Here is a 16346-nt window from a genome sequence, read left to right as displayed (position 1 = left end):
CGGCAGGCCGAAGGGGTAGGTGCGCGAGCGCTGGAGTTTGCCATTCTCACGGCCGGCCGTACCGGTGAAGTAGTCGGCGCACGCTGGAGCGAGGTCGATAAGGACGCAAAGCTATGGACGATCCCAGCGGAGCGCATGAAGGCCGGCCGGCCGCACCGCGTCCCGTTGTCAGATCGGGCGCTCGCCATCCTAGACGCTCTGCCGCGCGAGGACGGCAACCCGCATGTCTTCATCGGCGACAAGAAGGGGAAGCCGCTCTCGAATATGGCGCTTCTGATGACGCTGAGGCGCATGGATCATGCCGACATCACCGCCCATGGCTTCCGATCTACCTTCCGCGATTGGGCGGCGGAGACGACGGCCTATCCCAGCGACATGGTGGAGATGGCTCTGGCGCACACCATCGGGAACAAGGTCGAAGCTGCCTATCGGCGCGGGGATCTATTCGAGAAGCGTCATCGCATGATGGCGGATTGGGCAACCTTCTGCAGCACGATCAAACCGGCCGGCGAAGTCGTGAAGTTACGCGGCTAGAGCCGCATTGAACCCGCAGGGATAGGCCGGCCAGCCGACAAGCCGATACGCCATCGGTTTCCCTGCGGTCCCTGGCGGATCGCGAGGCGTAGCGATGGCAAAATCCAACAATTGGATACCCCTCATGGAAGCCGTTGCGCGCTTCTCAGCTCGATTGCCGCTGTACTCGAGCAGTCCGCTAAAGCTCATCTGCGGTGCCGTTGAAGCGGGCAACGTAACGGGAATGGGAACAATACGAAAAACGGGGCGCGCTGTGCACGGCAGCCCAGATGAAGAAGCGATGTTTTCCGAGCGTCCAGACCTTTGGAAGGGAGGTGACGGTGTTTTCTATGAGACTTGGATAGAGCCCATCCAAATCGAAACCCAATCACTATCTCGCTGGCTAGATGAGCTTGATCATGCTCGCAGAGGTCCGAGCCTACTCAATGAGTGGAAGCCAGTTGGCAGTCTTTCGAGCAAGGATGACTTTCCCAACTCCAGTTCTCGCAAAGGTGTTGGCGGCCGTCCAGCGAAGTACGACTACGAAGGCGGACTGATTGAGCTAGGGCGAGCCTGCTATACTGGTTCTCTCAATCCAAAGACGGCAGACATTGTGTTCGAATGGCTGCAGGATTGGATGGCGAGAAAGTATCAGAATGGTGGCCCCGATCCCAGATCGGTCCGAAAATACAGTGATCGTTTCTTTGCTGCTATTTCGGAAAACTCGGAAGGCTGAGTTTTCCGAGTTATTGAAGGACAGGCCTCCTAAGACCGAGCACCTTCCACGCCATGCCGAGTGCAACCGCCTCGGTTCGAACGTGGAAAGGAAGTTCGATGGTTCAGACCATCCTCCGGCGTCCCGATGTTGAGAAGGCCACCGGCCTCCGGCGGAGCGCCATCTACGACCTGATTGGCGAAGGCAAGTTCCCGAAGCCCATTCGCCTTAGCCGGCAGTCTGTCGGCTGGTTGGAAACCGAAATCGCTGACTGGCAGCGCGCCCGCATCGCGGAGCGTGATGGCCGTCGCTTGCCCTCGCACATGGAGGAGGCAGCGTAATCATGGCCCACAACGTTGAAACCCGCCGCTCCGGGCAGAGCAAGCGGGCTTCGGGAATTGTCCTGGCAGGGAACAATCCTGAAGTAGCTCAGAACCCCGTCCTTTTCAATCAGGCCGCTTATATCGCATCGCGATTTTCGGTCAGCGCCAGCGTCTCCCGCGTCTTGGCGGAACACGCATTCGCAAAGGGGGTGTCACGATGACCGCCCCCGAAACCTGCATCCTTGGCGCGGACCCCGGAGCTTCCGGGGCCATCAGCTTCTACTTCCCCTCGCATCCTGGCCTGATTGCCGCTGAAGACGTGCCGCTCGCAGCCGGCGAAATCGATGCCGTCACCCTGGCGAAGCGTATCCGCCAGATGGCTCCGACCATGGCGGTTATCGAGAAGGTGGGGCCGATGCCGAAACAGGGCGTCTCTTCCACCTTTAACTTCGGATGCTCCTACGGGATTGTGCGGGGCGTGGTGCTGGCGCTCGACATTCCTACGCACCTCGTGACGCCGGGGCGCTGGAAGAAGCACTTCCGTCTCTCTGCCGACAAGGAAGAGGCTCGCGCCTTGGCTCTGCGGCTCTGGCCTGCCTCCGAACACTTCGGGCGCAAGAAAGACCATGGACGGGCCGAGGCGGCGCTTATCGCTCGCTTCGGTGCGGAGACCATTGTGGCGGGAGGCGTCTCGTGATGATCGCCTTCGACATCATGGCGGCCCGCGCCAAGCTCTATGCCGCTGCAAAGCCCCATGGCGCATATCTCGACTACATCCGCGACAATGGCCTGGGGGTTCGCTCCCTTGCCGATGCCGACCCCATCCGCGACTTCTGCGGCTGCATGGCGGTCACGACGATCCGGCCGTTACGTGACGGCGGTTTCGAGTTCGCCCCGACCAGCGATGACAAGGCTGTGGTGGCCGCCGTCATCGAAGCATACGCCTCCGACTGCGAGACCGTCTTGGATCTTGTGGCGTGGCAGGTTGCCGACCCTACCCGCGTCCGACGCATGTTCGGCCGGGCTGACTGCCTCGGGGCGTGGAACATCACCTCTGCGGCTTCCTACGTCTTCGATAGCCCCTTGATGGCATTCAGAACGCCTTTGGGCTGGCTCCAGGCAGGTTGCCGGGGTGTCGTCGTCCTAGACCCTGCCATTGCCGCCCGCCGCTTCCTCGACGCGGCCGGCAAGATCAGCGGTGAAGACCTTAAGCACTCCGAAGAACTCGCCGAAATGGTGGAGGCTTTGGCCGGCTCCGTTCGCTTTGTCGCTCCCATTTCCTCCGCAATCCGAAAGGCGGCGTGATGCAAGCCCAAGACTTTAAGCCCATAAACATCCGCGACCGCCGGCCGGCCAGCACTCATCGCGCCGACGATCCGCTTCCGCTCTACCCGGAACTTCTTCCGTCAGAAGAGTATCCGGTTGATGCCCTTGGCCCGACCCTTTCAAAGGCAGCGCAGGCCATCGCCAACAAGATCCAAGTGCCGCCCGCTATCGCGGCGCAATCCGTTCTGGCTGTCGCATCGCTCGGTGCGCAGGCCCATGCTGATGTTCTGATGCCCTTCGGACAGGAGCGCCCTCTGAGCCTGTTCCTCGTCACGCTGGCGGGGTCGGGAGATCGCAAGTCTAGCGCCGATGCCGAGGCCTTGTGGCCGATCCGTAAAAGGGAAAAGGCCCTCAAGGAGGAATACGACCTCGCTATCAAGGATTGGTCGATAGAGGCCGCCGCGTGGCAGGCGCAGCGCAAAAAGATCGAAGCCGACAAGAAGCTGAACTATTCTGGTCAGATGGACGAGCTACGCGCCCTTGGCGACGAACCGCCGCGCCCGCTCTTCCCGTTCATCACCGCGCCCGATCCGACAATTGAAGGCCTTATCAAGGCTTGGGTGAACGCGCCGGCCGCGCTCGGCATCTTCACGGCCGAAGGCGGGCAGTTCACCGGCGGCCATGGCATGAACCAAGACAACCGCCTCAAGTCTGCGGCGGGCTTCTCCGAGATTTGGGATGGAAAAACGATCAAGCGGGTTCGGGCCGGCGATGGTGTCAGTATCCTTGAGGGCCGTCGCCTTGCGCTCCACCTGATGGTCCAACCGGAAGCGGCGGCCGGCTTCCTTGCCGATCCTCTTCTCCGAGACCAGGGGCTCCTTTCCCGCGTCCTCGTGGTGTCGCCGACAAGCATTGCCGGAACCCGAGCTTACAAGGACGTGTGTCCGCACGACGATGCAGCAATCCGAGCTTATGGCGCTCGTACGTTGTCGATCCTCGAAGCGCCTTTGCCGCTGGCTGACGGCAAGAGGAACGAACTTCAGCCCCGGAGCCTGAAGTTCTCACCGGAAGCCGAAGTCATCTGGAAGACCTTCTTCGACCATGTAGAGGGGCAGCTAGGCAAAGGGCGCGAGCTTGCCCCCATTGGCGACTTGGCCGCCAAGATTGCCGAGCATGCCGCCCGGATCGCCGGCATCCTCGCCATTGTCGAGGACGTGAGGGTTACGGAAATCGGCGCGAGCGAGATGGAGAACGCGGTCACCCTCGCTGATTGGTATCTGGAGGAGGCGCTGCGACTTCAGCAGGCGGCGCGGATGGACCCGAAGCTTATCAAAGCCAAGCTCCTACTCGACTGGATGCACGGCACCGGCAAGGAGATTGTCACCTTCAGCGATATTCTGCGGCTGGCTCCGAACGCGATCCGTTTGAAGTCCTCCGCTGATGAAGCGGTCGCGACCCTCGTTGCTCACGGATGGGTCGAAGAGACCGAAAAGCGCCCTCGTAAGTTGCGCATTGTGAGGGAGGGATGATGATGGCTTACCGCCGTTTCGATCTCGCGAAAATCGAAAGGGGGTCTGCGAATGTTGCGAAAGTTGCGAATAATCAGAGCGACCCCTCGGAGACTTTCGCAAAATTCGCAACTTTCGCACGGGTGGAACCGAAATTTGAAAAATCAGAGGAGGCGGAGGAGGCTTGCTCTTTCGACCGCGAAGAGCGTCTAGCTGTCTATGGCGACGCGGACGACGATGCGGTGCAGGAGCGCGGCGAGGGTTCCCATCATGGGCGGCCCGAAAAGGTCGAAGGCTCGGACCTTAAACCGACCATCGCCGCGTCCATCCGTAGCGCCAAAGAGAGTGGCAAACTTGTCCACTCTCCTAATGTCAGCGCAGGGCGCTTCGAAGACCGCCCCGCCAACTGGATGCCCGAGCCCGGCCCTGGCGTGACGATCCTACGGCCGGCCGTGGAAGTGCCAGCCGCCGAATACGACCGACACCTGGACCGTCTCATCGCCGCCTTACCCGCTGGATCGGCCGAGGCTCAGCGTCTCGTCTTCGCCAAACGCAAGGGCTGGGTCGTGGAATGCGAGGGGCGACGGATCTTCACTAGGGGGCGGTTCTGAGCATGATTGTGCCGATGCTCGAACGTTAGACATTCGCGAAGGCCCGTGCTGAGGACTGATGTCCCCTGAGACAACAATAATCGTCTGTATTCGGACGATCGTGCTTGGAACGTTTCCGAGCGACTGGCACTTGTTCCAATAGAATGGTGTCGGATTTTCCACGCTTCTGCGTGATGCGATCAATCATCCGGCTGACCGAAAGTTTACCCAATGCTGATGTCCGGGCCGGGGCGGAAACGCCTCCGTAGACTTCATGCGCCGAATTCTACCGTTATCCTGCCACACTCATTTCCGCAGGGCGTCGAAGTCAGTAACGCTTGCGACTTGTCCACCCAAACAGATGAAACGGGGTCGGAAGCAAGACCTCAGCTACGGGCGAAACCGCTCATGATGGTCGGAGGCTGACATGCCGTACTGGAACAAATATCCCTCACGGGATCGCATCCAAAACATTCGGAAGCCGTCACCAATCGTCACGTCACGAGGGATGGGCGTTGCCGCGCGATATGCGACATCCCTGCGAGACAATGCCGAGATTGCCCGGCTCGCTTCCGAACTCGATTTGAAACTGGCTGAACAGTCATCGGCCAATCAAAATGCAAAAGGAATTCGATCATGAACACCACTCCATTCACGCAAGGCGGGCAGGCCTTTCTCAATGAAGCACCCACCGCTTCCTGCCAGTTCCCGGACGGGTCCACTATGCACCGCGAGTGGATGGACGGATGGGCCCAGCGCCAAGTAAGCGAACGCGCGCACCGGTCGCGGAGCATGGATGCAACGAACGTTCAGATGACGCAGGAGTAACCTGCGGACGTGAACAGCGCGGTCCCGGCGTCAACAGAACTGAACCGGCTGCACTGAATTTCGGGTACGAGCGGTCGGCGCATATCGCCGGCCGTTTTTATTTGGCGAATGCGGTTCGACAGACCCTGAGCCAATGGCATAGAAAAATGCGAACATTTGAGTAGCGTGCCATATGCGGTGCTCGTATACCGTATTGAAGAAGCGCAGCGTCGCAGTATCCATATAGCCTCAATGCCATACTGCCACCCGGCTCCCCGCTGCCTACCGGCTCACGTTCGCGAGGAGAAAGGGGTGGTGCGTGGACAGGAGCAGCGAACGGATCTTCACGCGGGCCGAGCATGGATCCGCAGTCTGTATCACTCCTTCAAGTGAAGGTACGTGTCCTCGAACTGGGCTATGCTGACGAGCTTATCCCAGTCCAGAATGGTGAGGTATCTATTGATAAGTCTGACGATTGAATAGGATCGCAACTCTTTGAGCGCTCGGTTTACGCTCACAAACGATAACGCTAGGACATCGCCCATCTCCTGTTGAGATAGTTCGATATTAAAATGATTGTCTTCGGCTCTTCCGATTAACTGAAGACGTAAAGTCAGCTCAACGAAAAGATGAGCGACGCGCGATACCGCCGGCAGACGCCCTACGCGTATGATGGACGTTCGGAATATAGCTGCATCGATTAGTGTCTCGCGCCATAGGGCTGCGTTTATCTCCTCGGATTGCCGACATAACCCCCAAATCTGCTCATGCGTTACAAAAGCTACTCGGCATTCCGAGAGTGTTCGAAGGCTATGGTCCATCTTTCTGAGATGCAGGCTGAGTAGGTCAGGCATGTCACCTGCGACATGCACTTCATGGATCTGACGCTCGCCACCTTGCGTTAATTGAAAGCGTGACGTGACGCCGTCGAGGATAAGACAGCAGGCAGTGGCCCGTTGGCCTTCCTCGATGATGCTGGTTCGACTTGGCAACGTTTGCACATCGAAATCGATGTCCCGCAGCAGGGAAAGTGCTGACGGAGGCAAATCCCATCGACGTGATAGCCGCCGGCTCAAAACTTCGGACGGGGTACCCGTGCTCACAGAGCCATTAATCATCACAAAGCCAAGTTAGGCATTACTTTCAATCGGTGTCACTAATGCTTTCTACTCAAGCCGTCAAAATAGATACGCGTAGTGACGACAGAAACGCTCTGCTCGTTTTCAATGATGATATACTTTTAGGGGTGCTCGTTCGACTTGATGATAGGCTGCATCGTCAAGACCAAGGTCGATGGCATTTTGAGGTGTTGTTCGGTGGTATTTGCAAGGACCAATCGATCTACGGCACGGTTGATGAGGCTTTAGATTGGTTGGGGCATCACTTGCCACCTAGTAGCTCATAAGCGATCAGCGAAGTCAGTGATCGACTACTAACCCAGATCAAAACGACTTCGACACCGTCTTACTCCGATGCTATATGTGGTATCATTATACCGCAACGGAGCAAGGCCGTGTCGCAGTATCCTGAATACCTCAATGTCCGCGCCCCGAGCGGCACCGCAAAGGCGTTGGAAGAGGCCGCCAAGCGTGAGGGCAAGAAGCCGGCGCAGATCGTGCGCGAAGCTCTGCTTGCTCGCCTCCATGCACAGCCGAGGGCCGCTTGATGGCCGGCGCGCAGGAAGTGCAGAACCTCGGGCCTCACTGGCCGCTCCTGGCGCAGCGGATCGGGCACAAGTTCCGCCAGCACCATGTCGACGACGATATCAGGGCGGGTGTCGTGCGGCTGTTCTCGGCCGATGACGCCGCGATCCTCGCCAATATCGATGAGTACCCGACCGGCCGGCGGGTCTACCATGCCCTCGCTGTTGGCGACGCGGCGCAGATCCAGAGCTTGATGCTGGACGTTGAAGCCGCTGCCTTGGCGCTGGACTGTCACGCCGTTTCACTCGCTGCCCCGTCCGACGCTCGCGACTTGCTCTGCGCGTATCGCACCGAAGCGGTCTTGGTGCGGGAGTTGCCCCTTTCCAACGTGGAGGCCGCTTGATGGCTTACGATCTCGCAGCCGCGACGGCAAAGATCCGCGCCGATGCCAAGAAGTACGGGATTGACCCTGAGATCGCAGTGAAGGTTGCGCGCTCCGAAGGCTTGGGCGGCGGCATCTATCAGTCCAACGTCATGAAGAACGGAATGCGCGAGCCGAGCTTCGGTCCATTCCAGCTTCTCGTCGGTGACGGGCAGAACTTCCCGAAAGGGATGGGCAACGACTTCATGGCGAAGACGGGCTTGGACCCTTCCGATCCGTCCACGGTAGATGCTCAGATTGATTTCGCGCTGTCCCATGCCGCGCAAAACGGGTGGGGCGCATGGTATGGCGCAAAGGCGGCTGGCGTCGGCAACCGGCAGGGTATCCCCGGATCTCCGCAGGCCTACGCGGGCGATCCGAAGCCGACCGGTGCTGCCGCCGCGATCAACGAGAACTTCAACCTTGGCAGCGGTGGCGACACGGAGGGGACAGGGCTTGCCTACGATCCGGCGGGACCGAAGCAGTCGCGCCGTATCGGAGGCCTTGGCGGCATTGGCGGATATGATCCCGGGCCGGAGCCCGACCCGTTCGAAAGCGTCAGTTCGTTTCTCAAGTCAGAACAGTTCGGCGACGTTCTCGGCTCCCTCGGGGCGGCCCTCATCGCTGGTGATGGCCGGGTCTTCTCTCAGGCTCTGAACCAGCGTCAGGAGCGACGCGATGCGCGCGACGAACGTCAAGAGCGCAGGAGGTGGCAGGAAGCGACCTTCGGTGCGCAACAGGCGAACGAGGATCGCGATTACGCGCTGCGTAAAAGGCAAGCCGATCTTCAGGCGGAAATCGCGGGTCGGAAGGGCGAGGGATATCGGACGCTCAGTGCGGATGAGGCCGCGCGGATGGGCCTTCCGCCCGGAGCGGCTTACCAAGTCGGACCAGACAACAAGGTCGATGCCATCGGCAAATCGGGCGTGACGATCAACACAGGCGACAACTCGTCCAAGTTTCAGGAGAAGACGGACGAGGCGGCGGCCAAGCGTCTTGGTGACATCGTGGAAGCCGGCAACGGTGCCTCTCAGATGCTGGGCGATGTTCAGCAGCTTGCCGACCTCGGCAGGACCATTGGAACGGGGAAGGGCGCTCAAGTCCTCTCTGCCCTTGGCCCCTACGCCGATGCGCTCGGCTTCAAGCTCGACGGCCTTGATGAGACCCAGGCCTATAATAGCATCATCGCCCGCATGGCCCCGAACATGAGGCCTGCCGGCTCCGGGGCCTCCTCCGACTTCGACGCACGCCAGTTCCTCACGTCGCTGCCGGGCCTCGGCAACACGCAGGGCGGCAACGAGATCATCACCGACACCTTCCAGGCGATCCAGAACAACAAGATGGACGCTGCCGAGATCGCATCGCGCGCGACGCTGCCGAAGGAGAATGGCGGCATCACATGGCAGGAAGCCGAGAAGCAAATCCGCCAGCTTCCAAACCCCTACGAGCGGTTCAAGGCCTTCCGCAGCAAGCCGAACGATCCGCCGCCGGTCGGCGATGCTCCGCCGCCTCCAACGGGTGCGCCGGCCCCGGCAAACACGGGAGGCAACTGGCCGCAGGGCGGTCAGGTGGCGCGGCCTCGCTCTGCCGCTGAACTGAACGCCCTCCCGCGCGGCACGATGTTCGTGGCCCCTGACGGCACGACCCGGAGGAAACCCTGATGGCGAATTGGTGGGATAGCTCCCCGGTCGTTGAGCCAGATGTTCAGGCGCAAACGGATGCAGCCGATGACTGGTGGAAGTCTTCGCCCATCGTGCAGGAAGCGCAGCCGCATGGCGACGGCGGTTCCGATGGCTACAAGATGGCGCGCGGTGCCTACCTTGGTGCGCTCGATGGTGCTTCCCTCAGCTTTGGCGACGAACTCGGGGCTGGCCTTGGTGCTGCTTCGGAATACCTCGCCAGCTTCATTCCGGGCCAGCCGGAAGGGCGTTCTTACGGTGAGCTTCGCGACCAGATCCGCGTGCAGAACCGTCAGGCGCAGGAAGAGGCCCCCGGCTCGTACATGGCGGGCCAGCTTGCGGGGGGCATCGCATCGACGGCTCCCGTTGCGGGCGCTGGCATCTTTGGAGGCGCGGGGCGATCAGCGTTCGAAAAGCTCGCTCTTTCTGGAGCGACAGGCGCGGGTACGGGAGCCGTACAAGGTTTCGGTGCGGGTGAGGGAGGCTTGGAGGCTCGGCTGAGCGAGGCGAAGGCCGGAGCCCTCATCGGTGGAGGAGTAGGACTAGCCGCGCTCCCGCTCGGTGCAGCGGTCGGGAAGGGCGTCAACGCAATTTCGGATGTCCTGGCGGCTCGGGGCGGCCCGGTGGGCCGTGGAGCGCAAGACCTTCTCCGGCGCACGGTCGCGAACGAGGGCCTGACCCTAGACGATGTGGCGCAGCGCGCGCGTGAGATGGGGCCTAGCGCCATGCTGGCGGATACCAGCGAAGGGCTCCGATACATGACGGAGCAACTTGCCCATTCGAACGCGCCATCACGGTCGAACGTCATCAACGCCGTAAGGGAGCGCGGCAACGCCGCAGGCGGCCGGATCACCTCTGCTTACGATGACGTGCTAGGCCCGCGCCCGAACGTCCAGCAGACGCTTGCCGATATGGCGAGGGAAGCGAAGGGCCGCGCCGATCCTCTCTATGCGCAGGCCCGTGCCGAGAACCTGCCGGTAGACGTGAACCCGGTTATCCAGGCCATCGACGGGCAACTGATGACGCCGGCCGACCGTATCGCCGGCCCCTCGGGGCTTCCTGCCGATGACGTGGACAAGGCGCTATCGTGGGTTCGTTCGCATCTGACGGACGGGCAATCGCAGCGAACCGGCATCGATCACCTTGACCGGCTTGAGCGCCGTGTCAGGGCGCAAACGAAATCGGCCTTCGAGGGCGGACGCTCCGATGTGGGGCACGCGCTCAACGAGGTGGGCAAGGTGCTGCGAGGCCAGATGAAGGCTTCCAGCCCGATCTACGCGCAGGCCCGCCAGACTTTTGCCGATGACGCGGCGGTGAAGGAAGCGTTTGAGACGGGGCAAACCCTCTTCGGGCGTAAGGTGCATCCCGACTTCCTCGCGGCCGAAGTGGCGGACATGAGCGATGCGGAGCGGCAGGCCTTGCGGCTTGGCACCCGCGCCGCCGTAGATCAGGCGATGGGTTCGGTGCGCAACGGCAGCTTGAAGGGGCGTCAGCTTCTCGATGCCGATTGGAACGAGCGCAAAATCCTTCAGGTTCTCGGAGAGGATGACGGCCGGCAGCTAATCGGAGCGCTTCAGGGTGAGGGCGCGATGGCTGAAACCGCTAATCAGGTGCTTGGTGGTCCCGCAACAGCCCGCCGCCTTGATAATCCATTCCGAGCCGAAGCCCCCACCGTCAACCGCGTTCCGTCTGGTGCGGTTCATGCAGGCCTCACGCTCGCACAGAAGGGTGTGGACAAGCTTACGGCGGCGCAGCGGGATAAGATGGCCCGCGAGTTGGGACCGTTGCTCACGGCCACGGGAGACAACCGGGAACGAACCGTGCGCGGTCTTCTCGATATGCTCGGGGCTCGCGAAAGCGCAACTACAAATCCGCTTCTCAGCCGCGATACGACTGATGCCCTTGTGGGGGGTGGGTTGCTGGCAACGACGCCGTTGCTCGCTTCCTCTCCGATGCTGCGCCGATGAAGATGCCGGCGAAGGTCCCAGTCATGAGCGCCAACAGAACATCAACCAAATGCATCGGGATCGCGTGGACAAACCATCTTAGCGCGAAACCGACCGCAGTCATCGCGGCGATGAACACGACGACCGCGACGGCTCGCCAGATAAAGACGGAGGTGGGGCTCATGTCCTGCATCCTGCCGCACTCCGCAACGCGCGGCAATCACGAGGTGAGGCAATGAACACCGAGAACCTGACGTTCAGCGATCACGCCATCATGGCGGCCACCCTGGCGCGCCTCATGGGTCGTTCGAAGGAGGACGATGCCGAACTCGGCAGCGCTATCCGAGCCGTCATCACGAACGACGCGCTGAAGAAGGATATGGACCTTCGGGACGTTCTCGCGGTCGTGTCCCTCGTTCACCACTTCCACGCCTTCACCGTGGCGGAGGCGATGAACATCAACCCTGAAATCGCTGAGGGCAACCCGGCCGTCTTCTACGGCGGCGTCATCGACATGCTTCTCAGGCGTGCGGTCGATGTCCTCCAGGACGCCTCCGGGGCGGATGCTCGGGAGTTCGCATGGCGTGAGGCGGGGACGCTTCAATGAGCGAGCATGGCGGCGCACGAACCGGAGCCGGCCGGCCTGCCGGTGCGATCAACAAGCGAACTCAGGCGCAAGCGGAGGCGGTAGAGGCGACGGGCATCTCCCCGCTCGACTACCTCCTATCCGTCATGCGCAACGCGGAGAACGACGATGACACCCGCATCGAGGCGGCCAAAGCTGCGGCCCCGTATGTTCATGCCAAGCTCGCCTCGGTGGAAGTGAGCGGCAAGCTGACGATCTCGCACGAGGACGCACTAGCGGCGCTGGAGTGATGGACGAACGCGAACGCCAGATCCGTCTTCGGCTGCGGGACGACTTCCCGCACTATGCCGCCCGGTGCATGAAAATCCGCACCAAGAGTGGCGCGGTGGAGCCGTTGATCCTCAACCAGGCGCAACTCTACCTCCACCAGCGGCTTGAAGCGCAGCGAGTGGAAACGGGCAGGGTGCGCGCGCTCGTCCTGAAGGGACGGCAACAGGGTATCTCCACCTATCTAGGCGCTCGCTTCTACCATCGGGTCACGCATAGCCGGGGCCTGCGCTGCTTCATCCTCACGCACGAGCAGGAGGCGACCAACAACCTCTTCGGCATGGTGGAACGCTACCACGAGCATTGCCCCGCCCTCGTGAAGCCAGAAACAGGCGCGTCAAACGCCAAGGAGTTGTCGTTCAGTCGCCTTGATAGCGGGTATGCGGTCGGAACGGCGGGCACAAAGGCGGTTGGACGCTCGCAGACGGTGCAGCTTTTCCACGGCTCCGAAGCCGCTTTCTGGCCGAATGCCGGCACACACTTCGCGGGCGTCGTCCAGGCTATCCCTGATCTCCCTGGTACGGAGATCGTACTGGAAAGCACGGCCAACGGTGTCGGGGGTGAGTTCCACGAGCGTTGGCAGCAAGCCGAGGCTGGGATCGGGGACTATCAAGCCATCTTCGTCCCATGGTTCTGGCAGGCGGAATACACGCGACCTGTGCCGCCCGGCATGATGCTGGATGAGGAGGAAACAGAGTACGCGGAAGCCTATGGGTTGACCCAGGAGCAAATGGCGTGGCGACGGGCCAAGATTGCCGAACTGAAAGACCCGCTTTTGTTCTGCCAAGAGTATCCAGCAACCGCAGCGGAGGCTTTCCAGATGACCGGGCATGATGGATTTATCGCGCCGGCCTCTGTGGTGGCCGCCCGCAAGCTCACAGTAGAAGGCGTCGGCCCGCTCGTTATCGGCGCTGATCCAGCGCGCTTTGGCGGTGACCGCTTTTCAGTGGCATGGCGGCGCGGTCGCAAGGTGGAGAAGGTCGAAAGCCGCTCCAAGCTCTCCGTCGTGGAAGGGGCCAACTGGCTCAAGACCATCATCGACCGTGACAAGCCGGCGCGCATCTTCATCGACGTGGGAGGCTTGGGCGCTGGCACCGTGGACATCCTCCATAGCTGGGGCGGCGACTACGAGAGCTTGGTGACGCCGATCAACTTCGGTGGTGCACCGCAGGAAAGCGACATCGTTCTAGACGGAGGCGAGACGGCCCCCGGTCCTCGCAATCGCCGTGCCGAGATGTGGATGCGCTCGCGCGACTGGCTCAACGAGATCGGTGGCGCGGACATTCCCGACCGTGACAGCCTCCAAGCCGATGCTTGCACGCCGGCCTACAGCTACGACATCAACCAGCGGCTTCTCCTCGAAAGCAAGGAGGCCATGCGCAAGAGAGGCGTTCGCTCACCCGACGAATGGGATGCGGTGGCGCTCACCTTCGCCGAACCGGTCTATGAGCCGGTATGGAAGCGGAAGCGGACAGCACCGATACCGGGATGGGTGGCTTGATATAAAATCAAGATTTATCAAGACGTGGCGTCGGGGTCATATCCGGCTCGAGGCGGTTCTGCGGCCCTCTGAGCGGTGCCAGCTTTCCCACATCCAGCCGTTTGGCACGTGGCCGCTTTTGCGGCGGGAGCAATGTTTCCGGCTGCGTATTGGACAGTACAAGCTGAGCCTGACTGTCTTCATGTTCCTCGACTGCTTCGATTGGGACGCGGAACATTCTATTGCCTAACTGCAATGCGCGGAGTTCGCCGGTCGCGATCATCCGGCGGATAAGCCGAGACGAGCACTCCCATCGCTTCGCCACCTCTTCTGGCTTGAGGAAGACTTGGCCTTCACGCGGCGCGACGTGCTCCACCGCAGCACGCGTCGTCTCGATTTCGGTTGAATGGTCCGCCGCCTGTAGCCCTCCTGTCTCAGTGTCAGGACCATAGGAAATCGCCCCAAGCGTATGGCGGAGGATGATCCGCCCATCCGGGTGAATTTCGGTCTGGTGGATCTCCAAACCCGCCGAACGAGCTGCTTTCACGGCCCGTAACAAGTCCGATTGCTTGAAGGTGTGCGGGCCTCGGCTCACGGCTTGGCCTTCTGCTTATCAGGTCCCTTTGCGAGCGCCTTTTCTGTCTGCGCCTCGCGGATACGCTGCATGATTGGGTCCGGCTCCTCTCCACGCTCGCGCGCTTGGGCATCTCGGATCATTCTCATCAACGGGTCGGGGTTGTTGTCCGCTTCAGGTTGGCCTCCAGGCTGCAAAGAGGCAAGAGCCGTCTCGATAGCGGCCCACGACCAGCGGACGCACCCAGCGCTTAGCTTCAGCGGCTTCGGCAAAACGCCGCTTCGCACGAGTGCGTAAACCTGCGTTTCGCTGATCTGCAGTTCGGAGGCGAGCGTCTTGATGTTGACGTAGGACGGGACGTTCCCGCTCGGCACAGTTCTCTCCAATCGCTCAGCAGATAAGGCGAACTCAAAACTGGAAGTAGACAAACTGCTTCACCTCCGACAGGCGGGTCATAGCCAGAAGGACCAGGAGCGCCAGAGCCGCGCCAAGAGCCGGTGTCGGTTTGGCAACATAGCTTTGGAGCCGGCCAACTCGCTGCAGCATACCAGCGGAAAAACCTCCGATCACCGATTTGCCCTCTGCTCCGTCGATGAGATGCTGAGTGTTCAATGGCAGCAGAGCAATGAGAAGCGCGGCTCCCAGAACCGGGAAATGGCTGCCTTCATAATAGATCAGGCGTGCCCACTCGCGGAACCAACCGTAAGTGCCGAAGACAAACGCATCGCTCGGCAGTGTCAGGAATGTTCGCGTCTCTTCGAGCAGAACACCATAATAGCCCGTAAGGGCGCGGAGCATCGTCAACGCGTCATGAAAATTGATGGCTTTGAAGAAAATCCATGCGATCATCACGGCGGCGAACGTCGCGAGCCACGCGAGTGGGCGAGGTAAGGTCCAGCCGGCATTCACCGCAGCCGCGCGCCACCCGTGATTGATTGCGAGAAAGGCGCCATGTAATGCGCCCCAAATCACGAAATTCCAGGAAGCTCCATGCCACAGTCCGCCGAGGACCATGGTTGTCATCAGGTTGCGTTGACGTGCCAACGCTCCGGTGCGGCTGCCTCCCAAAGGAATGTACAGATAGTCGCGCAGCCAGAGCGATAGAGTGATGTGCCACCGGCGCCAGAAGTCGATAATCGAAAGGCTGCGATAGGGCGAGTTGAAGTTGTAGGGCAGACGGACCCCGAACATCCGTGAGATCCCAATCGCCATATCCGAATATCCAGAGAAATCGAAATACAAGCCGAGACCGAAAGAAAGCGTAGCGACTAGGCCAAGTAGCAAGTCGGGCGGATGCGATCCGAGGTTCGAAAAGACCGGGTCGGCGATCAGACTGAGTTGGTCTGCCAGAAGTACCTTCTTCGCCAATCCCACCACGAAAAAGCATATGCCTTCCGCGACGTTCTCGGCGCGCAGCCGCAAGGGCATTCGGCGCAGTTCTCCGATCAACTCTCTGTGCCGGACGATCGGGCCAGCGATCAATTGAGGAAAGAAAAGGACGAACAGGCAATATTCGACGAAACTGTAGGTCGGCACGTCCTCCTTGTACTCGTCGACAAGGTAGGAAACCTGCTGGAAAGTATGAAACGAGATTGCCAGCGGTAAGATGATGTGAAGAGCAGTGAAGCTCTGCCCGACCAGTTCGTACAGATTGCCGAGGACGAAATTCGTGTATTTGAAGTATGCCAGCAGGCAGATGTTGGCGAACACGGCAAGCGCCGTGAGCATTTTAGCTTTCCGGCGATCCGCCTGCTTTATGCGACCGATCGCTCGGCCGACAAGGAAATTGAAGACGAGTTGAGCGACGATGAGAATGCCGTAGCCGAAGCTCCACGACGCGTAGAAAACGAAGGAAGCGACGACAAGAAAGGCTTCCGACCACCGACGACCGAAGTGGCCTGCGAAGGAGAAACCCAAAAGCGTCAAGGGAAGGAAAAGCAGGATGAAGAGGTAGGAGTTGAAAAGCAC

General features: G+C 60.7%; 19 protein-coding genes. 15 read left to right on the top strand and 4 right to left on the bottom strand.

What is annotated here, in order from left to right:
* The 8 genes from F9929_RS19765 to F9929_RS19730 form a co-directional block, all read left to right on the top strand.
* Nucleotides 1-534, top strand: a 534-nt coding sequence (locus F9929_RS19765) for a tyrosine-type recombinase/integrase (protein ID WP_152048276.1), incomplete at its 5' end; no start/stop codon positions are given.
* Between the two features lie 94 nt (nt 535-628).
* Nucleotides 629-1249, top strand: coding sequence for a hypothetical protein (locus F9929_RS19760; RefSeq protein WP_152048275.1), 621 nt, complete (start codon nt 629-631; stop codon nt 1247-1249).
* Between the two features lie 98 nt (nt 1250-1347).
* Nucleotides 1348-1569 carry a helix-turn-helix transcriptional regulator gene (locus tag F9929_RS19755; RefSeq protein WP_152048274.1) on the top strand — a complete coding sequence of 74 codons (222 nt, stop codon included), beginning with the start codon at nt 1348-1350 and terminating at the stop codon, nt 1567-1569.
* A 199-nt stretch (nt 1570-1768) separates the two neighbouring features.
* Nucleotides 1769-2248 (top strand): RuvC family protein, encoded by a 480-nt coding sequence (locus F9929_RS19750; protein ID WP_152048273.1) that lies wholly within the window; start codon nt 1769-1771, stop codon nt 2246-2248.
* The gene (locus tag F9929_RS19745; protein ID WP_152048272.1) at nt 2248-2856 is read left to right on the top strand and encodes a hypothetical protein; all 609 of its coding nucleotides are present in this window, start codon (nt 2248-2250) and stop codon (nt 2854-2856) included. Before F9929_RS19750 ends, F9929_RS19745 begins: the two co-directional genes overlap by 1 nt.
* On the top strand, nt 2856-4346 hold the full coding sequence (locus tag F9929_RS19740; protein WP_152048271.1) for a YfjI family protein: 1491 nt from the start codon (nt 2856-2858) through the stop codon (nt 4344-4346). The genes F9929_RS19745 and F9929_RS19740 overlap by 1 nt, the downstream gene beginning before the upstream one ends.
* Nucleotides 4347-4348: 2 nt before the next feature.
* Nucleotides 4349-4936: a hypothetical protein gene (locus F9929_RS19735; protein ID WP_152048270.1), complete on the top strand. Its 588-nt coding sequence runs from the start codon at nt 4349-4351 to the stop codon at nt 4934-4936.
* A 406-nt stretch (nt 4937-5342) separates the two neighbouring features.
* Nucleotides 5343-5555, top strand: coding sequence for a hypothetical protein (locus tag F9929_RS19730; RefSeq protein ID WP_152048269.1), 213 nt, complete (start codon nt 5343-5345; stop codon nt 5553-5555).
* Nucleotides 5556-6099: 544 nt separating this feature from the next.
* Here F9929_RS19730 and F9929_RS24880 read toward each other — a convergent pair.
* Nucleotides 6100-6840, bottom strand: a complete 741-nt coding sequence (locus F9929_RS24880; protein WP_152048268.1) for a Crp/Fnr family transcriptional regulator — start codon at nt 6838-6840, stop codon at nt 6100-6102.
* A gap of 395 nt (nt 6841-7235) precedes the next feature.
* On the opposite strand from F9929_RS24880, the gene F9929_RS24145 reads away from it, so the two are divergent.
* The 7 genes from F9929_RS24145 (at nt 7236) to F9929_RS19690 (ending at nt 13825) form a co-directional block, all read left to right on the top strand.
* Entirely contained in the window at nt 7236-7388 is a 153-nt protein-coding gene (locus tag F9929_RS24145; RefSeq protein ID WP_193227574.1) for a hypothetical protein, read from the top strand.
* On the top strand, nt 7388-7768 hold the full coding sequence (locus F9929_RS24140; RefSeq protein WP_193227834.1) for a hypothetical protein: 381 nt from the start codon (nt 7388-7390) through the stop codon (nt 7766-7768). Before F9929_RS24145 ends, F9929_RS24140 begins: the two co-directional genes overlap by 1 nt.
* Nucleotides 7768-9447: a hypothetical protein gene (locus F9929_RS19715; RefSeq protein ID WP_152048267.1), complete on the top strand. Its 1680-nt coding sequence runs from the start codon at nt 7768-7770 to the stop codon at nt 9445-9447. Before F9929_RS24140 ends, F9929_RS19715 begins: the two co-directional genes overlap by 1 nt.
* Nucleotides 9447-11432, top strand: a complete 1986-nt coding sequence (locus F9929_RS19710) for a hypothetical protein (protein WP_152048266.1) — start codon at nt 9447-9449, stop codon at nt 11430-11432. The genes F9929_RS19715 and F9929_RS19710 overlap by 1 nt, the downstream gene beginning before the upstream one ends.
* Nucleotides 11433-11646: 214 nt before the next feature.
* Entirely contained in the window at nt 11647-12018 is a 372-nt protein-coding gene (locus F9929_RS19700; protein ID WP_152048264.1) for a hypothetical protein, read from the top strand.
* Entirely contained in the window at nt 12015-12287 is a 273-nt protein-coding gene (locus tag F9929_RS19695; protein WP_152048263.1) for a hypothetical protein, read from the top strand. Before F9929_RS19700 ends, F9929_RS19695 begins: the two co-directional genes overlap by 4 nt.
* Nucleotides 12287-13825 (top strand): hypothetical protein, encoded by a 1539-nt coding sequence (locus tag F9929_RS19690; RefSeq protein WP_152048262.1) that lies wholly within the window; start codon nt 12287-12289, stop codon nt 13823-13825. Before F9929_RS19695 ends, F9929_RS19690 begins: the two co-directional genes overlap by 1 nt.
* Before the next feature lie 7 nt (nt 13826-13832).
* Here F9929_RS19690 and F9929_RS19685 read toward each other — a convergent pair whose 3' ends face one another.
* Genes F9929_RS19685 through F9929_RS19675 form a run of 3 tightly spaced genes read right to left on the bottom strand, consistent with a single transcriptional unit; the run spans nt 13833 to nt 16346 of the window.
* Complete coding sequence (locus F9929_RS19685) at nt 13833-14399, bottom strand: excisionase family DNA-binding protein (protein ID WP_152048261.1); 567 nt, start codon at nt 14397-14399, stop codon at nt 13833-13835.
* Nucleotides 14396-14752, bottom strand: a complete 357-nt coding sequence (locus tag F9929_RS24135) for a helix-turn-helix transcriptional regulator (protein ID WP_193227833.1) — start codon at nt 14750-14752, stop codon at nt 14396-14398. Before F9929_RS24135 ends, F9929_RS19685 begins: the two co-directional genes overlap by 4 nt.
* 34 nt (nt 14753-14786) lie before the next feature.
* Nucleotides 14787-16346: an MBOAT family O-acyltransferase gene (locus tag F9929_RS19675; protein ID WP_152048260.1), complete on the bottom strand. Its 1560-nt coding sequence runs from the start codon at nt 16344-16346 to the stop codon at nt 14787-14789.

Origin of the sequence: Aureimonas psammosilenae (assembly GCF_009176975.1) — a bacterium.
GTDB lineage: Bacteria > Pseudomonadota > Alphaproteobacteria > Rhizobiales > Rhizobiaceae > Plantimonas > Plantimonas psammosilenae.
This window is presented reverse-complemented; position numbering and strand designations above follow the sequence as displayed.

What these genes read in the sequence shown, in the direction of transcription:
- F9929_RS19760 (WP_152048275.1), top strand. Translation starts at nt 629, where the DNA reads ATGGCAAAATCCAACAATTGGATACCCCTCATGGAAGCCGTTGCGCGC.
- F9929_RS19755 (WP_152048274.1), top strand. Translation starts at nt 1,348, where the DNA reads ATGGTTCAGACCATCCTCCGGCGTCCCGATGTTGAGAAGGCCACCGGC.
- F9929_RS19750 (WP_152048273.1), top strand. Translation starts at nt 1,769, where the DNA reads ATGACCGCCCCCGAAACCTGCATCCTTGGCGCGGACCCCGGAGCTTCC.
- F9929_RS19745 (WP_152048272.1), top strand. Translation starts at nt 2,248, where the DNA reads ATGATCGCCTTCGACATCATGGCGGCCCGCGCCAAGCTCTATGCCGCT.
- F9929_RS19740 (WP_152048271.1), top strand. Translation starts at nt 2,856, where the DNA reads ATGCAAGCCCAAGACTTTAAGCCCATAAACATCCGCGACCGCCGGCCG.
- F9929_RS19735 (WP_152048270.1), top strand. Translation starts at nt 4,349, where the DNA reads ATGGCTTACCGCCGTTTCGATCTCGCGAAAATCGAAAGGGGGTCTGCG.
- F9929_RS19730 (WP_152048269.1), top strand. Translation starts at nt 5,343, where the DNA reads ATGCCGTACTGGAACAAATATCCCTCACGGGATCGCATCCAAAACATT.
- F9929_RS24880 (WP_152048268.1), bottom strand. Translation starts at nt 6,840, where the DNA reads ATGATTAATGGCTCTGTGAGCACGGGTACCCCGTCCGAAGTTTTGAGC.
- F9929_RS24140 (WP_193227834.1), top strand. Translation starts at nt 7,388, where the DNA reads ATGGCCGGCGCGCAGGAAGTGCAGAACCTCGGGCCTCACTGGCCGCTC.
- F9929_RS19715 (WP_152048267.1), top strand. Translation starts at nt 7,768, where the DNA reads ATGGCTTACGATCTCGCAGCCGCGACGGCAAAGATCCGCGCCGATGCC.
- F9929_RS19710 (WP_152048266.1), top strand. Translation starts at nt 9,447, where the DNA reads ATGGCGAATTGGTGGGATAGCTCCCCGGTCGTTGAGCCAGATGTTCAG.
- F9929_RS19700 (WP_152048264.1), top strand. Translation starts at nt 11,647, where the DNA reads ATGAACACCGAGAACCTGACGTTCAGCGATCACGCCATCATGGCGGCC.
- F9929_RS19695 (WP_152048263.1), top strand. Translation starts at nt 12,015, where the DNA reads ATGAGCGAGCATGGCGGCGCACGAACCGGAGCCGGCCGGCCTGCCGGT.
- F9929_RS19690 (WP_152048262.1), top strand. Translation starts at nt 12,287, where the DNA reads ATGGACGAACGCGAACGCCAGATCCGTCTTCGGCTGCGGGACGACTTC.